The organism is Clostridium sp., from assembly GCF_036646415.1.
GTDB lineage: Bacteria > Bacillota > Clostridia > Clostridiales > Clostridiaceae > Clostridium_J.
The window spans coordinates 13,199-35,389 of the sequence record NZ_JAVXMF010000005.1 but is presented as its reverse complement, the minus strand read 5'-3'; the positions used below and the strand labels follow the sequence as shown (position 1 = coordinate 35,389).

General features: G+C 31.1%; 23 protein-coding genes, 1 pseudogene and 1 other annotated feature. Of the genes and pseudogenes, 23 read left to right on the top strand and 1 reads right to left on the bottom strand.

Going from position 1 to position 22,191, the window contains the following annotated elements:
* Nucleotides 1–131: 131 nt before the first annotated feature.
* The 19 genes and pseudogenes from minC (at nt 132) to RSD37_RS05005 (ending at nt 15,348) form a co-directional block, all read left to right on the top strand.
* Nucleotides 132–764 carry a septum site-determining protein MinC gene (gene minC, locus RSD37_RS05095; protein WP_346945625.1) on the top strand — a complete coding sequence of 211 codons (633 nt, stop codon included), beginning with the start codon at nt 132–134 and terminating at the stop codon, nt 762–764.
* A gap of 16 nt (nt 765–780) precedes the next feature.
* Nucleotides 781–1,590, top strand: a complete 810-nt coding sequence (minD, locus tag RSD37_RS05090) for a septum site-determining protein MinD (RefSeq protein WP_346945624.1) — start codon at nt 781–783, stop codon at nt 1,588–1,590.
* Nucleotides 1,591–1,592: 2 nt separating this feature from the next.
* Nucleotides 1,593–1,862: a cell division topological specificity factor MinE gene (gene minE, locus RSD37_RS05085; RefSeq protein ID WP_346945623.1), complete on the top strand. Its 270-nt coding sequence runs from the start codon at nt 1,593–1,595 to the stop codon at nt 1,860–1,862.
* Nucleotides 1,863–1,936: 74 nt separating this feature from the next.
* On the top strand, nt 1,937–3,043 hold the full coding sequence (gene rodA, locus RSD37_RS05080) for a rod shape-determining protein RodA (RefSeq protein WP_346945622.1): 1,107 nt from the start codon (nt 1,937–1,939) through the stop codon (nt 3,041–3,043).
* Nucleotides 3,044–3,054: 11 nt separating this feature from the next.
* Nucleotides 3,055–3,423, top strand: coding sequence for a methylglyoxal synthase (gene mgsA, locus RSD37_RS05075; RefSeq protein WP_346945621.1), 369 nt, complete (start codon nt 3,055–3,057; stop codon nt 3,421–3,423).
* Between the two features lie 210 nt (nt 3,424–3,633).
* Nucleotides 3,634–4,425 (top strand): M23 family metallopeptidase, encoded by a 792-nt coding sequence (locus tag RSD37_RS05070; protein ID WP_346945620.1) that lies wholly within the window; start codon nt 3,634–3,636, stop codon nt 4,423–4,425.
* Nucleotides 4,426–4,447: 22 nt separating this feature from the next.
* Nucleotides 4,448–5,290: a site-2 protease family protein gene (locus RSD37_RS05065; protein WP_346945619.1), complete on the top strand. Its 843-nt coding sequence runs from the start codon at nt 4,448–4,450 to the stop codon at nt 5,288–5,290.
* A gap of 116 nt (nt 5,291–5,406) precedes the next feature.
* On the top strand, nt 5,407–7,266 hold the full coding sequence (locus RSD37_RS05060; RefSeq protein ID WP_346945618.1) for a TIGR03960 family B12-binding radical SAM protein: 1,860 nt from the start codon (nt 5,407–5,409) through the stop codon (nt 7,264–7,266).
* Nucleotides 7,235–7,939, top strand: coding sequence for a TIGR03936 family radical SAM-associated protein (locus tag RSD37_RS05055; RefSeq protein WP_346945617.1), 705 nt, complete (start codon nt 7,235–7,237; stop codon nt 7,937–7,939). Before RSD37_RS05060 ends, RSD37_RS05055 begins: the two co-directional genes overlap by 32 nt.
* A gap of 15 nt (nt 7,940–7,954) precedes the next feature.
* On the top strand, nt 7,955–9,418 hold the full coding sequence (locus RSD37_RS05050; protein WP_346945616.1) for a ribonuclease E/G: 1,464 nt from the start codon (nt 7,955–7,957) through the stop codon (nt 9,416–9,418).
* 44 nt (nt 9,419–9,462) lie between these two features.
* Nucleotides 9,463–9,540, top strand: a sequence feature (ribosomal protein L21 leader region).
* A gap of 10 nt (nt 9,541–9,550) precedes the next feature.
* A complete protein-coding gene (rplU, locus tag RSD37_RS05045) occupies nt 9,551–9,862 on the top strand; it encodes a 50S ribosomal protein L21 (protein ID WP_346945615.1) in 312 nt (103 codons plus the stop codon).
* A 2-nt stretch (nt 9,863–9,864) separates the two neighbouring features.
* Nucleotides 9,865–10,212 carry a ribosomal-processing cysteine protease Prp gene (locus RSD37_RS05040; protein ID WP_346945614.1) on the top strand — a complete coding sequence of 116 codons (348 nt, stop codon included), beginning with the start codon at nt 9,865–9,867 and terminating at the stop codon, nt 10,210–10,212.
* Between the two features lies 1 nt (nt 10,213).
* On the top strand, nt 10,214–10,516 hold the full coding sequence (gene rpmA / locus RSD37_RS05035; RefSeq protein ID WP_346945613.1) for a 50S ribosomal protein L27: 303 nt from the start codon (nt 10,214–10,216) through the stop codon (nt 10,514–10,516).
* Between the two features lie 299 nt (nt 10,517–10,815).
* On the top strand, nt 10,816–12,093 hold the full coding sequence (obgE, locus tag RSD37_RS05030; RefSeq protein WP_346945612.1) for a GTPase ObgE: 1,278 nt from the start codon (nt 10,816–10,818) through the stop codon (nt 12,091–12,093).
* Nucleotides 12,094–12,106: 13 nt separating this feature from the next.
* Nucleotides 12,107–12,391, top strand: a pseudogene (yhbY, locus tag RSD37_RS05025) (ribosome assembly RNA-binding protein YhbY); the annotation flags it as partial.
* A gap of 255 nt (nt 12,392–12,646) precedes the next feature.
* The gene (nadD, locus tag RSD37_RS05020) at nt 12,647–13,255 is read left to right on the top strand and encodes a nicotinate-nucleotide adenylyltransferase (RefSeq protein WP_346945611.1); all 609 of its coding nucleotides are present in this window, start codon (nt 12,647–12,649) and stop codon (nt 13,253–13,255) included.
* A 3-nt stretch (nt 13,256–13,258) separates the two neighbouring features.
* Nucleotides 13,259–13,831 carry a bis(5'-nucleosyl)-tetraphosphatase (symmetrical) YqeK gene (gene yqeK, locus RSD37_RS05015; protein WP_346945610.1) on the top strand — a complete coding sequence of 191 codons (573 nt, stop codon included), beginning with the start codon at nt 13,259–13,261 and terminating at the stop codon, nt 13,829–13,831.
* Nucleotides 13,832–13,906: 75 nt separating this feature from the next.
* Complete coding sequence (locus RSD37_RS05010) at nt 13,907–14,287, top strand: RidA family protein (RefSeq protein WP_346945609.1); 381 nt, start codon at nt 13,907–13,909, stop codon at nt 14,285–14,287.
* Nucleotides 14,288–14,454: 167 nt separating this feature from the next.
* A complete protein-coding gene (locus RSD37_RS05005) occupies nt 14,455–15,348 on the top strand; it encodes an RluA family pseudouridine synthase (RefSeq protein ID WP_346945608.1) in 894 nt (297 codons plus the stop codon).
* Between the two features lie 166 nt (nt 15,349–15,514).
* Here RSD37_RS05005 and RSD37_RS05000 read toward each other — a convergent pair whose 3' ends face one another.
* Nucleotides 15,515–16,810 carry a D-alanyl-D-alanine carboxypeptidase family protein gene (locus RSD37_RS05000; RefSeq protein WP_346945607.1) on the bottom strand — a complete coding sequence of 432 codons (1,296 nt, stop codon included), beginning with the start codon at nt 16,808–16,810 and terminating at the stop codon, nt 15,515–15,517.
* 108 nt (nt 16,811–16,918) lie between these two features.
* Here RSD37_RS05000 and RSD37_RS04995 point away from each other — a divergent pair, with 108 nt between their 5' ends.
* The 4 genes from RSD37_RS04995 to selB all read left to right on the top strand — a co-directional run bounded on the left by RSD37_RS04995 (nt 16,919) and on the right by selB (nt 22,119).
* Nucleotides 16,919–17,569 carry a helix-hairpin-helix domain-containing protein gene (locus RSD37_RS04995; RefSeq protein WP_346945606.1) on the top strand — a complete coding sequence of 217 codons (651 nt, stop codon included), beginning with the start codon at nt 16,919–16,921 and terminating at the stop codon, nt 17,567–17,569.
* A gap of 53 nt (nt 17,570–17,622) precedes the next feature.
* Complete coding sequence (selD, locus tag RSD37_RS04990) at nt 17,623–18,651, top strand: selenide, water dikinase SelD (RefSeq protein WP_346945605.1); 1,029 nt, start codon at nt 17,623–17,625, stop codon at nt 18,649–18,651.
* 37 nt (nt 18,652–18,688) lie between these two features.
* Nucleotides 18,689–20,071, top strand: a complete 1,383-nt coding sequence (gene selA, locus RSD37_RS04985) for an L-seryl-tRNA(Sec) selenium transferase (protein WP_346945604.1) — start codon at nt 18,689–18,691, stop codon at nt 20,069–20,071.
* 140 nt (nt 20,072–20,211) lie between these two features.
* A complete protein-coding gene (gene selB, locus RSD37_RS04980; RefSeq protein WP_346945603.1) occupies nt 20,212–22,119 on the top strand; it encodes a selenocysteine-specific translation elongation factor in 1,908 nt (635 codons plus the stop codon).
* The last annotated feature ends 72 nt before the right edge of the window (nt 22,120–22,191 follow it).

Genomic DNA, 22,191 nt, shown 5'->3' with positions numbered 1-22,191 from the left:
GATTTTCATTTGTTATTTTTTTATTTATATAGGAATTTCAACAAAAAATTTTATTTTTTTAATATATAAAGAAGGAATTTGGGTAGTGGATGTTGAAATAGTAAAAATATCTCGATATGTGGAGGTTACATATGCAGGATGAGGGTATAAATTTTAAAGGTAAGACAGATAAACTTAATATAGAGGTAGATATTAAAAGGTTTAATTCTATAGGGAATTTAATTGAGGCCTTGAGGGAGAAAATGCGGACATCTAAAAGGTTTTTAGAAGGGTCTAGTATTACTATAACTACAGATGTAAATCTCTTGGATGCTAGAGAGTTAAGAGAAATAAGGATTTTTTTATCTGATGAATTTAAGATAAAGGATTGCACATTTGCAGATATTAGAGAAAATAAAAAAAAAGTTTTTAGTGGTGTAAATGAAGGTAAAACTAAATTTATAAGAAAAACTATAAGAAGTGGACAAAGGGTTGAGTATTCAGGAAATGTGGTTATTGTAGGTGATATAAACTCAGGAGCAGAAGTATATGCATCAGGAAATATTATTGTACTTGGGGCAGTAAAAGGCAGTGTATATGCTGGAATCGACGGGAATAATAATGCTATAATTGCTGCATTTATATTAACACCACAAATAATTGGAATTTCTAAGATGATAACAAGGTCGCCAGAGGATATAGATAAACCCAAATATCCAGAACTAGCTAAAATCAAAAATGGAAATATTGTTGTAGAACCATATTTAGTAAATAAATATATTTAAGTGGAGGTATTGTTAAATGGGAGAGGCTATAGTTATAACATCGGGGAAAGGTGGAGTAGGTAAAACTACTACTACTGCAAATATAGGGACAGCTTTAGCATCAATGGATAAAAAGGTAGTTGTAATTGATGGAGATACGGGGCTTAGAAATTTAGATGTTCTCATGGGTCTTGAGAATAGGGTTGTATTTACTTTACTAGATGTTATTGAGGAAAAGTGTAGATTAAAACAAGCACTTATAAAAGATAAAAGATTTAGTAACTTATTTCTTCTTCCAACAGCTCAGACCAGGGATAAAAATGACGTAGATATAAATGAAATGCTAAAAGTAGTAACAGAATTAAAGGAAGAGTTTGACTATGTAATTTTAGATTGTCCTGCAGGAATTGAGCAAGGCTTTGAGAATGCTATTGTTGGAGCTGACTGGGCAATCGTAGTTGTTAACCCAGAGATAACATCCGTTAGAGATGCAGATAGAGTTATTGGGAAATTAGATGCAAAGGGTATAGATAGACAAGAACTTATAGTTAATAGAATGAACTTTGAAATGGCTAAGAATGGAGATATGTTAACTATAGAAGATATAAAGGATTGTCTGGCTATTAAGGTAATAGGTGTAGTACCTGATGATAGAAAAGTTACTGTTTCTACTAATAAAGGAGAGCCTATAGTGTTAGATAGCACGGCATATGCAGGACAAGCATTTAAAAATATTGGGAAAAGAATTTTAGGTGAAGAGGTTCCCTTTATAAATTTCGATGAAATTTATGGCCCAAAGGGGTTTATGGGAGCGATTAAAAAATTATTTGGAGGAGGTAGGAACTAGATATGGACTTGTTTAAAGTTTTTTCAAGCAAAGTATCCTCAAAGGATATTGCCACAGATAGATTAAAATTAATCTTAGTCCATGATAGAGCTACTGTTTCACCAGATTTTTTGGAAAACATCAAATTGGAACTTCTTAAGGCAATATCTAATTATGCAGAAATTGACAGTGGCGAGGAAATAGAGGTTAGAATTACTACAACTGATGAATATCAAGGTAATTCTCCAGCTCTAGTAGCAAGTATACCTATTAAAAAAGTTAAAACTAGATAGTATTTAAAGCTATGTTTTTCATAGCTTTTTTTGTGCCTTATGTTATAATAGGTACATACATGGAGGAATATAAAATGATTAAATTATTAACAAATTTCAAGATAAATAATAAACTTATAAAAAATATTGATTTTAGTATTATAACAGTAGTAGTTTTAATTGTACTATTTGGAATAATTAACATATATTCCGCTATCGGAGCTAGTTATGCTAAGTTGCAATTTTATTGGCTTATAATAGGACTTGTAGCAGTATATTTTATATTAACAGTGGATTATGTACAACTATTAAATTATGCACCTCTATTATATTGGGCTGCAGTAACACTGTTATTTATTAATGATGTAACGGGAAAGGCTGTTAATGGTGCTAATGCATGGATTAGTATAGGGCAAAGGGCTATACAGCCAGGAGAGTTTGCTAAGATTGGCATGATTGTAATGGTAGCTAAAGTTATTGAAGATGCTGAGGGGGATATAAACGATATAAAGACTCTATCTAAAGTTATTTTTTATGCTGCAGTACCTATGCTACTTATTGTTATACAACCAGATATGGGGCTTACCATGGTTTCATTTTTTATAATGCTTGGTATAGTGATTATAGCAAACTTAAATTGGAAGATAATAGTAGGTGGGTTATCTTCAATTGCAGTAGCTTTAATTGGAATATGGAATTCTCCAATAATGAAATCCTATTGGAAGATAAGAATACTATCAGTGTTTAACCCTGAAAAGTATGAATTAGCTGAGGGGTTGCAATTAATTCAGTCTAAAATTGCTATAGGTTCAGGTGGAATATTTGGACTAGGATTTATGAATGGAAAGCAATATAAATTTGTACCAGAGAACCATACAGATTTTATATTTGCTGTAATTGGTGAAGAGTGGGGTTTAATGGGTGCAGTGATACTTATGACTCTATACGGTATACTTTTATATAAGCTTATAAATATTGCAAGAAATTCTAAGAATTTAGCAGGTAGCGTTATAGTTATAGGAATTGTAGCATCCTTACTATTCTCTATTATACAAAATATAGGGATGACTATAGGGATTCTTCCAATATCCGGTATAACATTACCCTTCGTAAGTTACGGTGGAAGTTCTATGCTGACAAACTTTATTTCCTTGGGGTTAGCATTAAATATAGGAATGAGAAAAAATAAAATTAATTTTTAGGAGGTATTTACATGAGAGTGGCATTAGTTGCACATGATAAGAAAAAGGATGACATAATCGATTTTGCTAAAAGATATAAGGATGTATTAAGTGAGCATGAGCTTTACGCTACAGGGACCACAGGAAAACTTCTTAATGAATTAGTAGGCCTTTCAGTTTATAGATTCTTATCAGGTCCACTAGGTGGAGATCAACAAATAGGAGCAAAACTTGCAGAAGGAAATATGGATATGATAATCTTTTTAAGAGACCCACTAACAGCGCAGCCACATGAACCTGATGTAACAGCCCTTATAAGACTTTCTGACGTTCACTGTATACCACTTGCAACGAACTTAGGTACTGCTGAAGTATTTATGAAAGCATTAAAGTCTAGATAAATACAATAATGTCCTAAGAAGTAGTCTTAACTTCTATTGAGGCTTAGATAAAAGATAAACCTAGTTTATGGTATTTGCTAAATATTAATATATAAATAAGTAATAAACTTCAATGAAAATTGAAGTTTATTTTTTGTGATTATTTTCATAAACTTAAAAGTTTTTAATATATATAAATTAGCAAGAATAAACCAAGGAAGGGTGGATGAAATGGGAATTTACAATGAATATTATCAGAAATATTACTCAAGTATAAAAAAACAAGAAAATGGGAAAGAGTATACACCGCAAAGGTATAATGGAACAAATAGTACAAGGTATAACAAATACACAAGTAATAATAGTAAAACTAGGTTTCCCATTTATCTTAATTTTATGGGTAAGGGGTTTGCTAACATATTTATTGTACAGTCCTTGGTTGTTGTAGTTTTTATTGGAGGTATATTAATAGCAAGGACATACCCTGGAGGATATGTATCATCATTATGTGATAAAGGAATATCATATATAAATAATGGTATACTAGGTAAAAATCATATTGCCATGGAAGATATAACCGATGAATTTATTAAGGACAATGCAACTCAAGTATTTAATGAAATTAAGTCGTTTATAACAATGGAAGAGAAAAAAGAAGATTATATAAAGAAAAATTATAAATTTCCTGTGGACATAGATAAGGGAAAAGAAATTAGTATCAGTGAAAATAAGCTGCTAATTAACTTGACTAATGAAACAGATGTAAAAGCGGCGTATTCAGGAAAGGTGAAATCTGTTATTGATGGAGATAAAACAACTGTGATAATAAATCATGGCGATGGAATTGAAATAAAATATGGTGGGTTAAGTAAAGATAATATTACCGAGGGAATGGATGTAAAAGTAAATGATATAATTGGAAAATATGTTGATGGATCAGATAATATATTGAGTATAGAGGTACTTTACATGGGAAGTATGTTAAATCCAGCAAAATGTTTTAATTTGGAAACTATGAAATAGCAATATTACTAGGGGGAATCCATTGATACGAATTAGTAAGTACCTTATACCTTATATAATTTTAATATTAATTATAGGCTTTAAAAGTAAATTAATTATGGGGTTTATAGTTATAATATTACATGAAATTATACATTTAATAACAGCTAGAATATTGGGTTATTCTGGCTTTTCTATAGATGTTTTCCCAATGGGCACAGTGTTGAAACTTAAAGAATTAGAAGAAGCAAGTCCAAGAGATGATATTATTATATCCCTAAGTGGACCCATTGGGAATTTTTTAATAGCCATAGGCAGTTATATTATAGGAAAATATTATTTTAATACTACCATTGTGGAATTTGGGAATTACAATATAGTTATTGGTATTTTTAATCTTATTCCTGCATTTCCTTTAGATGGAGGGCGGATATTAAGAAGTTTATTAAATTTGAGACTTATATTTAAAAAAGCAAATCAAGTTGCATTAAATATAAGTATAGCCATTGGATATATATTTGGAGCAGTATTTTTATTTGCTTTATGCAAAGGCAATCTGAATATAAATCTTGCCTTTTTTTCAGCATTTATACTAATAATTTCTTATAGGGAAAAAAGGAGGATAGCATATATAATAATGGGATATATTATTAAAAAAAAGGAAAAATTAATACGGAGAGGGTACTTAGAAAATAGAAGTATGTCTGTGTACTATAAATTAAATATATTGCAAGTAATAGAATTAATAGATAAAAACAAGTATAATGTATTTACTGTATTAGATGATGACATGAATGTACTAGGGACTTTATACGAGGAGGATATATTAAATGGTATAAAGGACTTAGGCAACATAACATTAGAGGAATTACTAGAAAGTTATTAATTACAAAGATAATGCCTAAGTATAGTGTGATATTAAATAAAAAAATGTACAGTTACTTGAATTATTATGTGCTTATGATAAAATGAATAATTGAATTAACTTAAGGAGGATACACAATGAATAAAATTTCAGATGATATTCTATATAGGGTTGAAAAACCAGCTAGATATATAGGAGGAGAGTTAAATTCTTATAATAAAGATAAAAATAATGTAGATATTAGATATGCTTTTTGTTTTCCAGACGTATATGAGGTAGCAATGTCTCATCTTGGAACAAAAATTTTATATTGTGTAATGAATGAGAGAGAAGACACTTTTTGTGAAAGATGCTTTGCTCCATGGCCAGATATGGAGAAGTTACTTAGAGAGGGCAATATACCACTAGGTACCCTTGAGAGTAAAGATTCACTTAGAGACTTCAATATAATAGGATTTACATTACAGTATGAAATGAGTTACACAAATATACTAAATATGTTAGATATGTGTGATATTCCATTAAGAGCTTCGGAAAGAGGCGAGGACTACCCAATAGTTATGATGGGAGGACCTTGTGCTTATAATCCAGAACCACTATATGATATAGCTGATGTATTTGTTTTAGGTGAAGGTGAAGAAGTTACTAATGAAATCTTAGATGTATATAAAGAAATGAAGGGTAAACCGAAGGCAGAGTACTTAAGAGCTATTTCAAAGATAGGTGGAATTTATATTCCTTCATTATATGATTTAACTTATAATGAAGATGGAACCATTAAAGAAATGAAGCCTAAGTATGAAGATGTTCCCAAAACTGTTAAAAAGAGAATAATTGCAAACTTTAATGAAAATATGTTCCCAGAGAAATTCATCGTTCCATATACTGAAGTCATCCATGATAGAATAGTACTAGAAACCTTTAGAGGATGTACAAGAGGGTGTAGATTCTGTCAGGCGGGAATGATTTATAGACCAGTTAGAGAAAAGAGTACAAGTAAACTTATGTCCGAGATTGAAGTTCTTGCAAAGAATACAGGATATGAAGAAGTTTCCTTAAGCTCTTTAAGTATATGTGATTATTCAGATATACAAAATCTTATATTCTCAATAATTGAAAAGCATGGAAAAGACAAGATGGGTGTATCAATACCTTCTATTAGAATTGATGCATTTTCAGTGGATCTTATAAAAGAGATACAGAAGGTAAGAAAAACGGGATTAACATTTGCTCCAGAAGCTGGTACTCAAAGAATGAGAGATGTAATTAATAAAGGTGTAACGGAAGAGGATTTATTAAATTCAACTAGAAGTGCCTTTGAGGCAGGTTGGTCTACAATTAAGTTATACTTTATGATAGGACTACCTTATGAAAACCTAGAGGATGTAGTTGGAATAGGGGAATTGGCTCAAAAGGTTGTAGATGAGTACTTTAACGTTCCTAAGGATGTAAGAAAAAGAGGATTAAGAGTAACTGTCAGTACTTCAATATTCGTACCAAAACCTTTTACTCCATTCCAATGGGCTCCAATGAATCAGATGCCAGAAGTAAAAGAAAAAATTTCAAATCTCCGTGATTCAATTAAGAGTAGAGCAATTAGCTATAACTGGCATGAATCGCCACTAAGCTATTTAGAAGCTGTATTTGCAAGAGGAGATAGAAGACTTTGTGATGTACTTATAAAAGCTTTTGAGAAGGGTGCTAGATTTGATGGTTGGGGAGAATACTTTAATTTTGAACTTTGGATGGAAGCTTTTGAAGAGTGTGGTGTAGATGGAGACTTCTATGCATACAGAGAAAGAAGTTATGAAGAAATACTTCCATGGGATTTCATAGATATAGGAGTAAGTAAAAGATACCTAATGAGTGAAAATGATAAAGCTAAGGATTTAGTTTTAACACCAGATTGTAGACAACAATGTTCAGGGTGTGGAGTGAATACTAGCTTTAAGGAAGGGAAGTGTTTTGACGGTGCGTTATTTAATAAAATACACTAAGGAAGGCGAGATAAAGTTTGTATCTCACCTAGATTTAATGAGAACAATACAAAGGATTATAAGAAGATCAAAGTTACCTATAGAGTACTCAAAAGGATTCAATCCGCATATGACTATATCTATAGCACAACCTTTATCAGTTGGAGTGTACTCTAGTGGAGAATATTTAGATGCGGTACTTACTGATGAGCTTGCAGAAAAAGATATCCTAGATATGTTAAATGAAAATACAGTATCAGGAGTTAAGTTTTTAGATGTTACTAAAGTAGAGAAAAAAGAGGGAGTAAAGAGTCCTCAAGCTATGGCTGCAATAGATGGTGCAAAATATACAATAAAGATTAAACTTAATGAAGGAGTGAACATAGATTTTAATTCTATAATGTCACTTCCACAATGGGAAATCTTAAAGAAGACTAAGTCTGGAGAAAAAGAAGTAGATATTAGACCACTAGTAAAAGAATTAAAGCATTCCGTAGAAGATGGAGTACTAACATTAGAAACTATTATAAGCTGTGGAAGCAGAGAAAACCTATCTGCTAGCTTATTAAGTGACTTTGTTAAATCTCATTTAAAAGGAATAAAGGAAGATACCTTTGTTGATATAAAGAGAATTGAAATGTATGGACTTAAAGGTAAAAATTTAGTGCCACTAAGTGAATTCTTTTTAGCATAGCTAGGAGTTGGGTTTGTGAAAAGAATATTTATTGAAAGACAAGAATCTTTATTAAAGGTTGCAATAAAGCAAGGAGATATTCTCAGAGAATGCTTTGTTGAAGAGGAAACCCATAGCCCTAAAATTGGTGATATTTATAAGGGTGTGGTGAAAAATATAGTTCCAGCTATGCATTGTGCCTTTGTAGATATAGGGTATGAAAAGAATTGTTATATGTCTTTAGAGGGTAGGCTTCAAGATAATATCCTTAAAAAGGGTGATGAAGTTATGGTAGAGATAGTAAAAGAGGAGATTGGTAAAAAAGGTCCTAAGATTACTAAAAATATATCTATTCCAGGAACTTATGCAGTTTTAACCAATGAACATAATTATTTTGAAATATCAAGAAAGATAAAAATCCCTAATTTTAAGGAATTAGTAGAAAGCAACCTATCAAAGCCTAAGAGCCTTGGAATTGTAATTAGGACTAAAGCTGAGGATGTAGACTTTGATACTCTTAAAGCAGAAATAGATGAGTTAGTACATAGGTATGAAGAGATATATAATAAATTTATATACTCATCTAAAGTTGGACCACTATATAAGGATAACGGAATACTCAGCAGAGTTATGAGAAATTTCACTGATGGTGGAGCTAAAATAATTGTAGATCATAGTGAAGATTATAACTATTACAAAGACTTAATAGAGAAAAAGAAAATAAATGATATTCAGGTAGAGTTCTATGAAGGAGCTCTATCTATATTTGATAATTATGGCATAGAAAAAGAAATATTATCTTTAAGACACAATAAGATTAATCTTGAAAGCGGTGGCAATATTATAATAGACCATACAGAAGCTATGAATGTAGTAGATGTAAATACTGCTAAGAATATAAAATCTACGGCTTCTGAAAATAGTATTTTAATAACGAATAAAGAAGCTGCTGTGCAGATAGTAAGACAAATAAGACTTAGAAATCTTGGTGGTATAATACTTGTAGATTTTGTAGATATGAAATCTATGGAAGAGAAAAATCAAGTTATTGATATATTAAGAAGAGAGTTCCAAGATGATAAAAATAATCCAAGGGTATATCCTTTTACAGAATTAAATCTAGTTCAGATAACTAGAAAGAAATACGGAAAGTCAATATGTGATTATGTGTTTAAATCATGTGATAAGTGTAAAGGTATAGGAGAAAAGGTTTCTCTAGAATATTTACTAAATATTCTAAGGGGAAAAGTAAAAAAAATAAAAAATGAGCAAAGTATTAAAAATATTTATATTGAAATGGATTCCACTTATAGGAAAGAGATAACAAATAACGTGGTTGATTTTGCAATGAAACTAGAAGCTTTAGATTGTGATATATTTATAAAGTTTGAAGAAAACCTAGATAAATTCAAGATTGAGCCAGTAGTATTTCATAGTCAAATTGAAAGCATAGCAGAATTACAAGTGTTTTCAGCTAAAGTAAAATCATTAAAAAAATAAAAATGCCATAAGTTTCTTTACAATTATTGTTGTATATGATAAAATGTCATTTGTAGACCGCACACATAAGGTTTTAAAATAACTTTAATGTTATACCTGAGATGGCGAGACTGGATTGAGGAGGTGTATTTAATGTACGCAGTTATACTTACTGGAGGAAAACAATACAGAGTTCAAGAGGGAAACGTATTATTCGTTGAAAAACTTGAAGCTGAGGTTGATTCAACAGTAGAATTTGATAAAGTTCTAGCAGTTGGAAAAGAAGAAGGTTTAGTAATCGGAAAACCTGTAGTTGAAGGAGCTAAAGTTGTTGCTAAAGTTGTAGCACAAGGAAAAGCTAAAAAAGTTATAGTTTTCAAATATAAGCCAAAGAAAGACTACAGAAAGAAACAAGGTCATAGACAACCATTTACTAAAGTTATAATTGAGAAGATTGAAGCTTAATTATGATTAGTGTGGATTTTAAGAGAAATGCTGGTATGCTAGTGTCATTTCATGTGATTGGGCATGCAGAATATTTTGATTTAAAAGAAAACACCACTGTTTATGATGATGTTGTTTGTGGATGTGTTAGTAATTTAGCCCAAGTAACAATCTTAGGAGTGTTAGAAGTGCTAAATCTAAAACCTACATATGTCGCTGAAGAAGGAAATATAGCTTTAGATATATCTAAGTTATCAAATGTGGAAATAAAAAGTACACAAGTCTTACTTGAAACGATGTTATTAGGCCTAAAAAATTTAGAAATTAGTTACGAAAAATATATTAAAGTTATAGTAGAGGAGGTGCAGTGATATGTTACTAATAAACCTTCAGTTATGTGCTCATAAAAAAGGGGTAGGTAGCTCTAAGAACGGTAGAGATAGTGAATCTAAGAGATTAGGGGTTAAACGTGCAGACGGACAATTTGTACTTGCAGGAAACATCCTTGTAAGACAAAGAGGAACAAAAATTCACCCAGGCAACAATGTTGGAATAGGTGGAGATGATACTCTTTTCGCTAAGGTTGATGGAGTTGTAAGATTTGAAAGAATGGGTAGAGACAAGAAAAAAGCTAGTGTTTATCCAATCGATGTAGAAGTTGCAATAGCCGAATAGTTTATAAAGCACCCGAAAAGGGTGCTTTTTTATGTCATAGATATACTATGTTATAAAAAAACATCCTTTAAGTGAGAATCTAAATCTGTGATTTGGCTATTCGAACTTAACTGATACTGTCAATCCATAATTTGGTAGTAGAAGTTACTCATTTAAACAAAGTGAGAAGGCGTTTAAAGTTAAAATAATTAATAAATATTTATATGTAAAATTAAGATTTTGGTAAATACTAATAATAGTTTTATTAAGAATCATAGAAAGTATCCCAGGATATTTTCGTTAGGAAGGTGAATTTAATAATGTTTATAGATACGGCGAAGATTTTTGTACAATCAGGTGATGGTGGTAATGGTTCAATCCACTTTAGAAGAGAAAAATTTGCACCACTTGGAGGTCCAGATGGTGGAGATGGTGGAGATGGTGGTAGTGTTATATTAGTTGTAGATAGTAATATGACAACACTTCTTGATTTCTCTTACAATCGTAAATTCATTGCTCCAAAGGGAGGCAAAGGTGAAGGTTCTAAATGTTATGGAAGAGCTGGAGAAGATCTTATAATCAAGGTTCCAATGGGGACAATTGTAAAAGATTTTGAAACAGACAAGGTTATGTGTGACTTAGCTCATGATGGTGATACATATGTAATTTGCAAGGGTGGAAATGGTGGAAAAGGAAATGCTAAATTCTGTACACCTACAAGACAGGCACCTCAATTTGCAGAACCAGGAATGCCAGGAGAAGAAAGATGGATAAAGCTAGAACTTAAACTTTTAGCAGATGTGGGACTTTTAGGATTCCCTAACGTTGGAAAATCAACTCTTTTATCAATGGTATCAAAGGCAAGACCAAAGATAGCAAATTATCACTTTACTACAATTAAGCCAAACTTAGGAGTAGTATCAATTAAAGGAGTGCAAAACTTTGTAATTGCAGATATTCCTGGAATTATAGAAGGAGCAGCTGAAGGGGTAGGACTAGGTCTTGAGTTTTTAAGACATATAGAAAGAACTAGAATGCTTATTCACGTTGTAGATATATCTGGAATTGAAGGTAGAGATCCAATTGAAGACTTCAAAAAAATAAATGAAGAACTTAAAAAGTATAGTGTGAAGCTATGGGATAGACCACAAATAATTGCAGCAAACAAATCAGATATGCTATATGATGAAGAAGTTTATGAGAACTTCAAAAAAGAATTAAATGCTATGGGATATGATAAAATATTTAAAATTTCAGCAGCTACTAATGAGGGCGTAGATGAGCTTATGAAAGCAGCAGCAGAAATGCTTAGCACAATTCCAGTTAAAGAACTTGAAATTAAAGAAGAAGATAGATTTATTCAAGAAGCGAAGAGATTCACTTATGAAATAAATGAAGTTGAAGAGGGTATATTCGAGATTTCAGGAACATTTGTAGATAGATTACTTAATAGTGTTAATATAAATGATCCAGATTCATTGAGATATTTCCATAAAGTTTTAAGAAATAAAGGAATAATAGACGAATTAAAGAAAATGGGAATACAAGATGAAGAAATCGTTAGATTAAACGATTTTGAATTTGAGTTTTTACTATAATTAGGGGGATAAAATGATAACTACAAAACAGAGAAGCTACTTAAGATCACTTGCAAATAAACTAACACCAATATTTCAAGTGGGTAAGGGCGGAATAGAAGATAATTTTATAAAACAAATAGATGAAACACTAGAGACTAGAGAATTAATAAAAATAAAAACTTTAGAGAATAGTGGAATTACTGCAAGAGAAGCTTCAGAAATTCTATGTGAAAAATTAGGATGCGAAGGTATTCAAGCTATAGGCAGTAAATTAGTTATATATCGTCAATCTAAAAAGAATCCTGTGATAGACTTAGAGAATCTGAAGCTAATAACTAAAGAAACGGTTAAACAAACAAAAAAACAAATAATGATACAAAAGAGCGAAAGAAGAAGCGAACAAAGAAGAAGTGAATATAGAAGTAAACAAGCAAGTAAAAAAAAGAAGTAAATAAATTAATTTTAGAGGAGGTTTTACTTCCTCTAAAGCTATATTGTTTATTAATATGTATCTAAGTTATTATTGGTAAAATACTTCATATATGGTATTATGATTTAAAGAGGTAATAACATGAAGAAAGCAATTTTTGGAGGAACCTTTGACCCAATACATATAGGACATATTCATATTGCATATGAAGCCTTATATAAGCTAGGCATGGATGAAATCATATTTATGCCAAATGGACGCCCACCTCACAAGAGAACCAGGGAAGTTACAAAAGAGAATATTAGGTATGAAATGGTTTTACAAGCCATAAAGGAAGAAAAAAAATTCTCAATAAGTGATTATGAAATAAATAATGAAGAATTAAGTTATACATATAATACTTTAATGCATTTCAACTCCATAGAACCTAATACTAGTTGGTATTTTCTTGTTGGAGTAGATAGTTTAATGACATTGAGACGATGGAAAAATATAGATGTTATATTAGAAAACTGCAATTTGGTTGTGTTTTCTAGAAATGGATACACTATGAATGATGTATGTGAAATGAAAAAAGAATTAGAGCTTGAGTATAATAAAGATATAATATTTTTAGAAATGCCTCTTTTAGATGTGTCTTCTACAGATATAAAGAAAAAAATTTCACAACATCAAGTAGTGGAGTATCTCCTTCCAAAAGGTGTTGAAGGATTAATTGATAAATATAATTTATATAGGAATAAGGGGTAGCATATGTGGCAGGAGAGTAAGATAAAAGAATATATAAGAATTCATCTCACAAAGGATAGATATAATCATAGTCTAGGAGTAATGAAAACAAGCGAAGACCTTGCAATATATTATGGAATAGACCCAAACAAGGCAAGAATGGCAGGGCTTTGCCATGATTGTGCTAAGTATTTTTCTGCCAATGATTTAATTAGCAAGGCTAGAGGAAGTGGAAAGATTATTTCTAATGTATACTATAAGTCTCCTCAGCTTTTACACGGAGTAGTAGGTGCTTATATAACAAAAGAACTATTTCATGTAGATGATGAAGACGTATTAAATGCAATAGAATATCACACAACAGGACGAGAAGCTATGACTACCCTTGAAAAGATAGTTTATCTTGCTGATTGTATAGAGCCTTCAAGAAGTTATAAAGGTGTAAATCAGTTAAGAGAGCTGGCCTATAAGGATTTAGATAAAGCTCTTTTAAAATCTTTTGAAGATACTATAATGTATATATTAGCGAGGGGCTCAATAATACATGTAGATACCATTAAAGCTAGAAATTATTTGTTAATTGACAGAAAAAATTGATATTAACTAGATATATTATTTAATTTTAGATAATGTCTAGAAATATATAATAAATTAATTCTGGGAGGCAAGAAAATGGAGAAGATGATAATAAACACTGAAAAGGCACCAGCAGCATTAGGACCATACTCACAAGCAGTAAAGGTTGGTAATTTACTATACACGTCTGGTCAATTACCAATAAATGAAGCTGGAGAGCTTATAACTGACGATATACAAAAGGCTACGGCTGTATGTTTAGACAATGTTAAAGCAATACTTGAAGAGGCAGGAACTTCTTTAGATAAAGTTGTTAAGACTTTAGTATTTATAAAGGATATGAATGATTTTGCAGCTATGAATGAAGTATATGCAAAATATTTTACAACTAATCCACCTGCTAGATCTTGTGTACAACCAGCAAAATTGCCAAAAGATGCTTTAGTTGAAATTGAAGTAATTGCAATAGTAGAATAATATCAAGTTAAACTTAGCTTCAGAGGGAGTTTGATATTCAACTGAAGCTAATATATAGCATAAAAAATTAATTATTGAGCCTCCATTTATGGGGGCTTAAATATTAGCTTTATTTTAATAATTGTTAAAAATTGAGCTTAAATATTTATAAATAGAGGTGAATACACATGAGTGTTATTACATATAAAATTGGAACGGAAGGTCATGAAGTAAATATAAGAGATTATATGAAAAACTCACTAAACCTTTCAGGAAGATTTATAAGAAATTCAGCTATGGATAAAAGACTTAAGGTAAATAATAAGGAAGTTAAACTTAGTTATAAACTTAGTGAAGGGGATATTATTGAAGTTGCTGTAAATAAAGATGAGACTCAAAATATTCAAGGTGAAGATTTAAATATACAGGTTATTTATGAGGATGATGATTTATTAATAGTTAATAAACCACCCTTTATGGTAGTGCACCCAACTAAGAATCATCCTATGGGAACTTTAGCAAATGGAATTATACATCACTTTAGATCTAATAATGACAATTCAATTGTAAGATTAGTGAGTAGATTAGATAGAGATACATCAGGCCTAATAATGATAGCTAAAAATCAATTTTCACACATGAATCTAGCTAAGTCAATGGAACTTAATATGATTGAAAAGTCATATTTAGCAGTTGTTCATGGAAATCTACCCAAGGACAGCGGAACTATCGATTTGCCAATAGGTAGACCAGAAGATGATACAATAAGAAGAGCAGTTCTAGAGGATGGACAAAGAAGTATTACCCATTATAAGGTGTTAGAAAGATATAAGGATTCAACTTTTGTAGAATTGACTTTAGAAACGGGAAGAACTCATCAAATAAGAGTGCATTTAAGTCATTTAGGATATCCTATATATGGTGATAGTCTATATTGTGAATTCGAAGATACCAACAAAATAGAACGTCAAGCCCTTCATGCATATGCATTAAGTTTACCACACCCGCGTACGAAAGAAGTTTTAAAGTTTTCTAGTGAAATACCTAAGGATATGGAAAAGCTAATAGAAATAATAAAATAAATTAATTGAGCTATGTTTTATAAGATTATTGGATTTCAAATCCTGATTAACAACTGCTCAAAGAATATATGAATAAAAAAACTAAGAAATTCACTGTAAATTACAGTGAATTTCTTAGTTTTTTTCTATAATAAATTTTTATTATAATACTAAGTTTATATAACAATTAATATTTGCGTTTATAGGAGTTTTCAGAAGAAAACAAATTTTTTCTTTTCTTAGCTAAATTTCTTCGTTTAATAATAGTACGTGAAATAAAGAATAGCATTATTAGTGAAACTATACATGAACCTATAATAAAAAATAATTTATTATAATTTATAGTATTGTCGGTTGTAGTGAACAAGTCCCCCATTACAGGAAGTACCTCTTGTGAGTAATCGCTATTACTTGTTACATTTCCAGTATAATTTTGATTATTATACACAATTGATACAGTAGTAACTACATCACCTTTATTAAAAAATTTATTTTCAAGAGCAGCTTTATCAATAGTTACAATTGGACTATCGGAAGAGGTAGTATCTTTAGTATAAAATATATCTTCAGCTGCAAGAAGTGGTATTACAGACCCATTAGAAGTCTGATATGTACCTATCTCATCTCCTTTAGAAAATAGCTTTTCAGTACTGAAGTTTTCAAAGGCCCAGTCAAAAAGCTGTGGAGTTTCTTGAAAATAAGCTTTTTTCTCATCAAAGAGTATAGCAACTATAAAGGCATTATCATCTTTTTTTGCAGAAGCTACAAAAGAGTGTAAAGATTCATCAGTATAACCAGTTTTACCGGCTATTACACCAGGATAATAATAATCATAGTAATCATGAAGTAACTTATTATCATTCCAAAGTGGTCGTTGTTCCTTAAAGATATTTGTAGGTTCTAAGAATGTTGACGTTGTTTGAGATATCTTAATATATTTTGGGTATTTTAATAGTTCTTTTTCAATTAAAGCTAGGTCATAGGCTGTAGTTCTATGTTTTTCATCATAAAGTCCATGAGGATTGACGAAATTAGTATTTTTACACCCAAGTTCCTTAGCTCTTTTATTCATAAGAGTTGAAAAGTCTTCAATTGAACCTGAAATATGTTCTGCAAGAGCAGCAGCACAATCATTAGCAGAAACCATTATTACAGAATATAACATTTCTTCAACGGTCATCTTTTCATTCACATCAACATAAATTTTTGAGCCTTCAATGGTTGGAGGAAATTCTCCCACAGTTACAACTTCATCCAGGTCACAATTTTCTAAAGTTAAAAGTATTGTCATAAGTTTTGTTGTAGAAGCTGGTGGGTATTGAGTATTTTCCTCAGTACCGTATACAACAGCCCCGGTATTAGCATCCATAACTACTACACTTTTTCCAGTTACAGAAGGGGGCTTACTTAAGGCATATACATCACTATAATTAAATAAACTTATAGTGAAAATTGACAATAGAATAAACATAAGTTTTCTCATAAAATTCTCCTTAATGCATATAATAATTAATTATACCAAAAAACTTTCTCAGATTCGATAATAAATTATAAAAAAGTGGTAAAGATGAGAATATAGAGGTGGTATATTATGAAAATAAAAGAAAAAATAATAGGATCTGTAACTATACTAGTACTCAGTGTAGTTTTTCTTAGTTTTGGATATTTTTCAAATAAGGCGGATAATGAATCTTATGAAGAAGTATTTACCAACAATGACACTGGTAAAGCGTCACAGGCAATCACAGAGGCAGTGACAATTAAAGAGGGCGAAGAACAAGGAGTTAAGTCAACCATTGTAGTGGATATAAAGGGTGCTGTGAAAAATCCTAAAGAGTATGAACTGAAAGATGGTGCAAGAATTAGAGATTTAATAGATGTATCTGGGGGACTAACAGAAGATGCTGATAAAGATAGAATATATTTTTCAAAGGTATTAAAGGATGAACAGTGTATTAAAATTTATAGAATTGGTGAAGACGAAGAGGAATTAGGAGATATGATTACTAATGATACTGAGGGTAGTAGTGGGGCTATAAATTCTAATGGAAAGATAAATATTAATAAAGCTACATTGGAAGAACTACAAACTCTTTCAGGTATAGGGGAAGTTAAGGCTCAAAGTATACTTGAGTATAGAGAGGCTAATGGGAAATTTAATACTATAGACGAACTTGCAAATATAACAGGAATAGGGGCGAAAACAGTAGAGAAATTAAGAGATAAGGTAGACATAAAATAAGTATTGGTATAGAATTATTAGAGAATTAGTATAATTTCAAGGAGGTAAAACAAATGCAAAAAAGACTTACTGAACTTTCAAAGACCTCTGGTTGAGCAGCAAAAATAGGGCCGGAGACCCTTTCGAAAATATTAGATAAATTACCTAAAATGTCAGATGAAAATCTATTGGTTGGGATAGAAACTTCAGATGATGCAGCAGTGTATAAATTAACGAAGGATATAGCAACAATTCAAACACTAGACTTTTTTACACCGGTGGTAGATGATCCATATACCTTTGGTGCTATAGCGGCGGCCAATTCATTAAGTGATGTATATGCTATGGGCGGAAAGCCCACAGTTGCTATGAATATAGTATGTTTTCCTAACTGCCTTAATATTGATATACTAGGGGAAATCTTAAAAGGTGGAGCTGATAAGGTAATAGAGGCAGGAGCAGTAGTGATAGGTGGACATACAGTAGAAGATGATGAACCAAAGTTTGGTTTGTCAGTTATGGGGCTAGTTCATCCAAGTAAGATTTTAAAGAATCATGGATGTAAGGTAGGAGATGTTCTCATATTAACGAAGCCTATAGGCACAGGTGTGGTAAACACAGCTATTAAAGCAGAATTTGCTTCCAAGGAAGTTTATGATGAAGCTGTAAAGGTTATGACAACATTAAACAAGTATTCTGGTGAAATTATTGTAGATTATAAGGTTAATGCTTGTACAGATGTTACTGGATTTGGAATAATGGGCCATGGGTATGAAATGGCAATAGCTTCAGATATAACAATTAAGTTATTTAAGGATAGTATTCCAGTGATTAAAGGTGCTAAAGAGTATGCAGAAATGGGGTTAGTACCAGCTGGGACTTATAATAATAGAAGTTATTTAAATGGTAAGTACGAGCTAAGAGATGTACCGCAGTGGCTTGAAGATATTTTATTTGATCCACAGACTTCAGGAGGATTATTAATATCTACACCTAAAGATCAAGTTGAAAATATGATGAATAGGCTCATGGAATTAGAAATAAAATCAGCTATAATTGGAGAAGTAATTGAAAAAGGTCAAGTGCCAATTATAGTAGAGTAGAATCTTAAATATTATTATAGTAAGTGGGAGAAGTTAAATGAATAAAGAATTATTGAGAAAATTACCTAAAATAGATGAACTTTTAAAAGAAGATATAGTTAATAATCTAATAATTGAGAATTCTAGAACTATAGTATTAGAAAGCCTTAGGGAAGCTATAGATTTTTACAGAAATGGAATACTAAAAGGAAGTGTAGAAAGTTTAACTACAGAGCAAGTTTTAGATTTTGCAGTTCACACATTAAATAGCAAGAATAAGATGCATCTTGAAAGAGTTATAAATGGTACAGGTACAGTAATACATACAAATTTAGGACGTTCCTTACTAGGAAAGAAAGTTATGGAGAGTGTATTAACCGTTGCAGGAAACTACAACAATCTTGAATATGATATTGAAAGTGGTAAAAGAGGATCTAGATATTCTCACATTGAAGACATTATCAAGAGAATTACAGGGGCAGAGGCTGCCATGGTAGTAAATAATAATGCAGCTGCAATTATGCTAGTATTAGACACATTAGCTAAAGGTAAGGAAGCGATTGTTTCTAGAGGAGAGCTAGTTGAAATTGGAGGTTCCTTTAGAATACCTGAGGTTATGAAATTTAGTGGAGCAAAGTTAGTAGAAATAGGTACTACTAATAGAACTCATCTTTATGACTACGAAAACAATATAACAGAAGATACAGGAGTTCTTCTTAAGGTGCATACCTCTAATTTTAAAGTCCTTGGGTTTACAGAAGCTGTATCTATTGAAGAATTAGTTGCCCTTGGAAATGAAAAAGATGTTCCAGTGGTTGAAGATATAGGAAGTGGAGTTCTTATAGACTTTACTAAGTATGGATTTACTCATGAGCCAACAGTACAAGAAAGCATAAAAAAGGGAATTGATGTAATAACATTTAGTGGAGATAAAATGCTTGGAGGACCACAAGCTGGAATTATTGCAGGTAAAAAGAAATATATAGATATAATGAAGAAAAATCAAATAACTAGGGCGCTAAGAGTAGATAAAATGACGCTAGCAGCTTTAGAGGGCACTTTGAAATACTATATAGATGAAAAGGATGCTATAGCAAATATTCCATCATTAAATATGATTTTAATGGCAAAGGAAGAAGTAAAGAAAAAGTGTATACTTCTTAAAAGAAAACTTCAAAATAAAGCAGTAGGCTTTGAGTTTTCCATAGATATGGGAGAATCCATGGTAGGTGGAGGATCTATGCCTACGGAAAAAATCCCAACCTATGTAATAAAGGTAAGTAGTCATAAGTTTTCTCCGCAGGAAATGGAAGAGAAGCTAAGACTTGGAGCAACTCCATTAATTGCAAGAGTATACAATAATGAGTTGGTTTTAGATGGAAGAACCTTATTTAAAGAAGACTTTGATGAAATAGTTAAGTGTTTCATTGATTTAAAATAATTTCAACTCCTTTAATAATAGTGTTTAAGTAGGCTTCAATATTATCAGTGCGAAGATAATATGAAGCCTTAAGTAACACTTGAATTAAATAGCGTCAACAATTTAAACACCTACTGGTTTGAAAGGATGAAAATTGATATATGAAGCATATAATTATAGGTACAGCAGGACATATAGATCATGGTAAGACTACATTGATAAAAGCACTTACAGGAAGAGAAACTGACACCTTAAAGGAAGAGCAAAATAGAGGGATATCCATAAATTTAGGATTTACATATTTTGACTTACCATCCGGTAGAAGAGCTGGAATAATTGATGTTCCGGGCCATGAAAAATTTATAAAAAATATGTTAGCGGGAATAAGTAGTATAGATGTAGTTTTACTTGTAATTGCTGCTGATGAAGGGATAATGCCACAGACAAGAGAACACTTCGAAATTTTAAAGCTACTTAGCATTAAAAAAGGGATAGTTGTATTAACAAAATCAGATTTAGTAGAGGTCGATTGGCTTGAAATGATAAAAGAGGATATAAAAGATGAATTCAAGGGAACCTTTTTAGAAAACTCTCCAATTCATTCAGTTTCATCTAAAACTAAAATGGGTTTTGAGGACTTAATAAAAGATATTGATGAAATCACTGAAGAGGTTGAGGCCAAGGATACAGAAGGTCATTTTAGGTTACCTGTAGACAGGTCCTTTAGTATAAGTGGATTTGGTACTGTAGTTACTGGAACTATTATAAGTGGAAGGGTAGCTATTGGGGATACTGTGGAAATATACCCATCTAGAGTTAAAGCTAAAGTTAGAGGTATAAGAGTCCATGATATTCCTTCTGAACTTGGAGAAGCTGGGCAAAGGTGCGCAATTAATCTTGCAAGCACTAAGGTTGCTGATGTTCAAAGAGGCGATGTGGTTGCTAAAGAAGGCATTATGGAGCCATCCTTAATAATAGATTGTAAACTCTACCACATAAAGACTGCAGAAAAACCAATAGTAAACAGACAAAGAGTAAGATTATATCATGGTACAGAAGAGATTCTTTGTAGAATTGTTCCATTAGATAGGGAAGAAATTAAACCTGGACAGTGGGCATATGTACAACTTAGATTGGAAAAACCAATAACGGCTCAAAGAAATGATAGATATATAATTAGAAGTTATTCTCCCATGACAACAATTGCTGGAGGAACAATTATAGAACCTAATGCTAAGAAATCTAAAAAAGTTACAGAAGAATATATAAAAGAATTAGAACTCAAGGAAAGTGGAAAAACAACTAATATTCTTGAGAATACGGTAAAAAACCTTAGTGATACCTATCCAGATGCTCTAGCTATATTAAAGGGCTTAGGAAAGAATGTGGAGAATATAGAAGAAGAGTTAGACAAATTAGTATCAGAAAATATAGTAATAAAATTGAATGGTGCTGATAGTGATATATTTATCCATGGAGAATTTTTAAATCAAAGAAGTAAAGAGTTAAAGAAACTCTTAGAAGAATTTCATAAAAAGAATCCATTGAAATTTGGTATGTCTAAGGAAGAAGTTAAAAATAAAATTTTCACTAAAAAGTTAAAACAAAGAAATTATGATGATATCTTAAATCTTCTCCTAGATAGAAAAACTATAAAAGTTAGTGAAAAGTTTATATCTTTATATGATTTTAATGTAACTCTTACTAAAGATCAAACTAGAATAAAAGAAAAAATCGTAAATGAATTTAAGGAACTAAAGTTCTCGCCACCTAAATACACAGACTTAAATCAAGATGAGAAGGATAAGGCTGGCTTTAAAATGGTATATGACCTTTTACTAGATGATGAGACTTTATTAAAGTTAAATGAGGAATGTACACTTTTAAAGGGACATTATGAAGAAGCTAAGGAAATTATCAGGAGTTATATTAATACTAATAACTCTATATCAGCAGCTACTGCTAGAGAACTACTTGAAACTAACAGAAAGTATGCCATAGCAATATTAGAACATTTAGATAGCATAAAATTCACAAAACGTGTAGAAAACGACAGAATTTTATATTAATAACAGCGAAAATCAAGTATTATAATATATAATACTTGATTTTTAACTTATTAGGTATTATAATACATATAG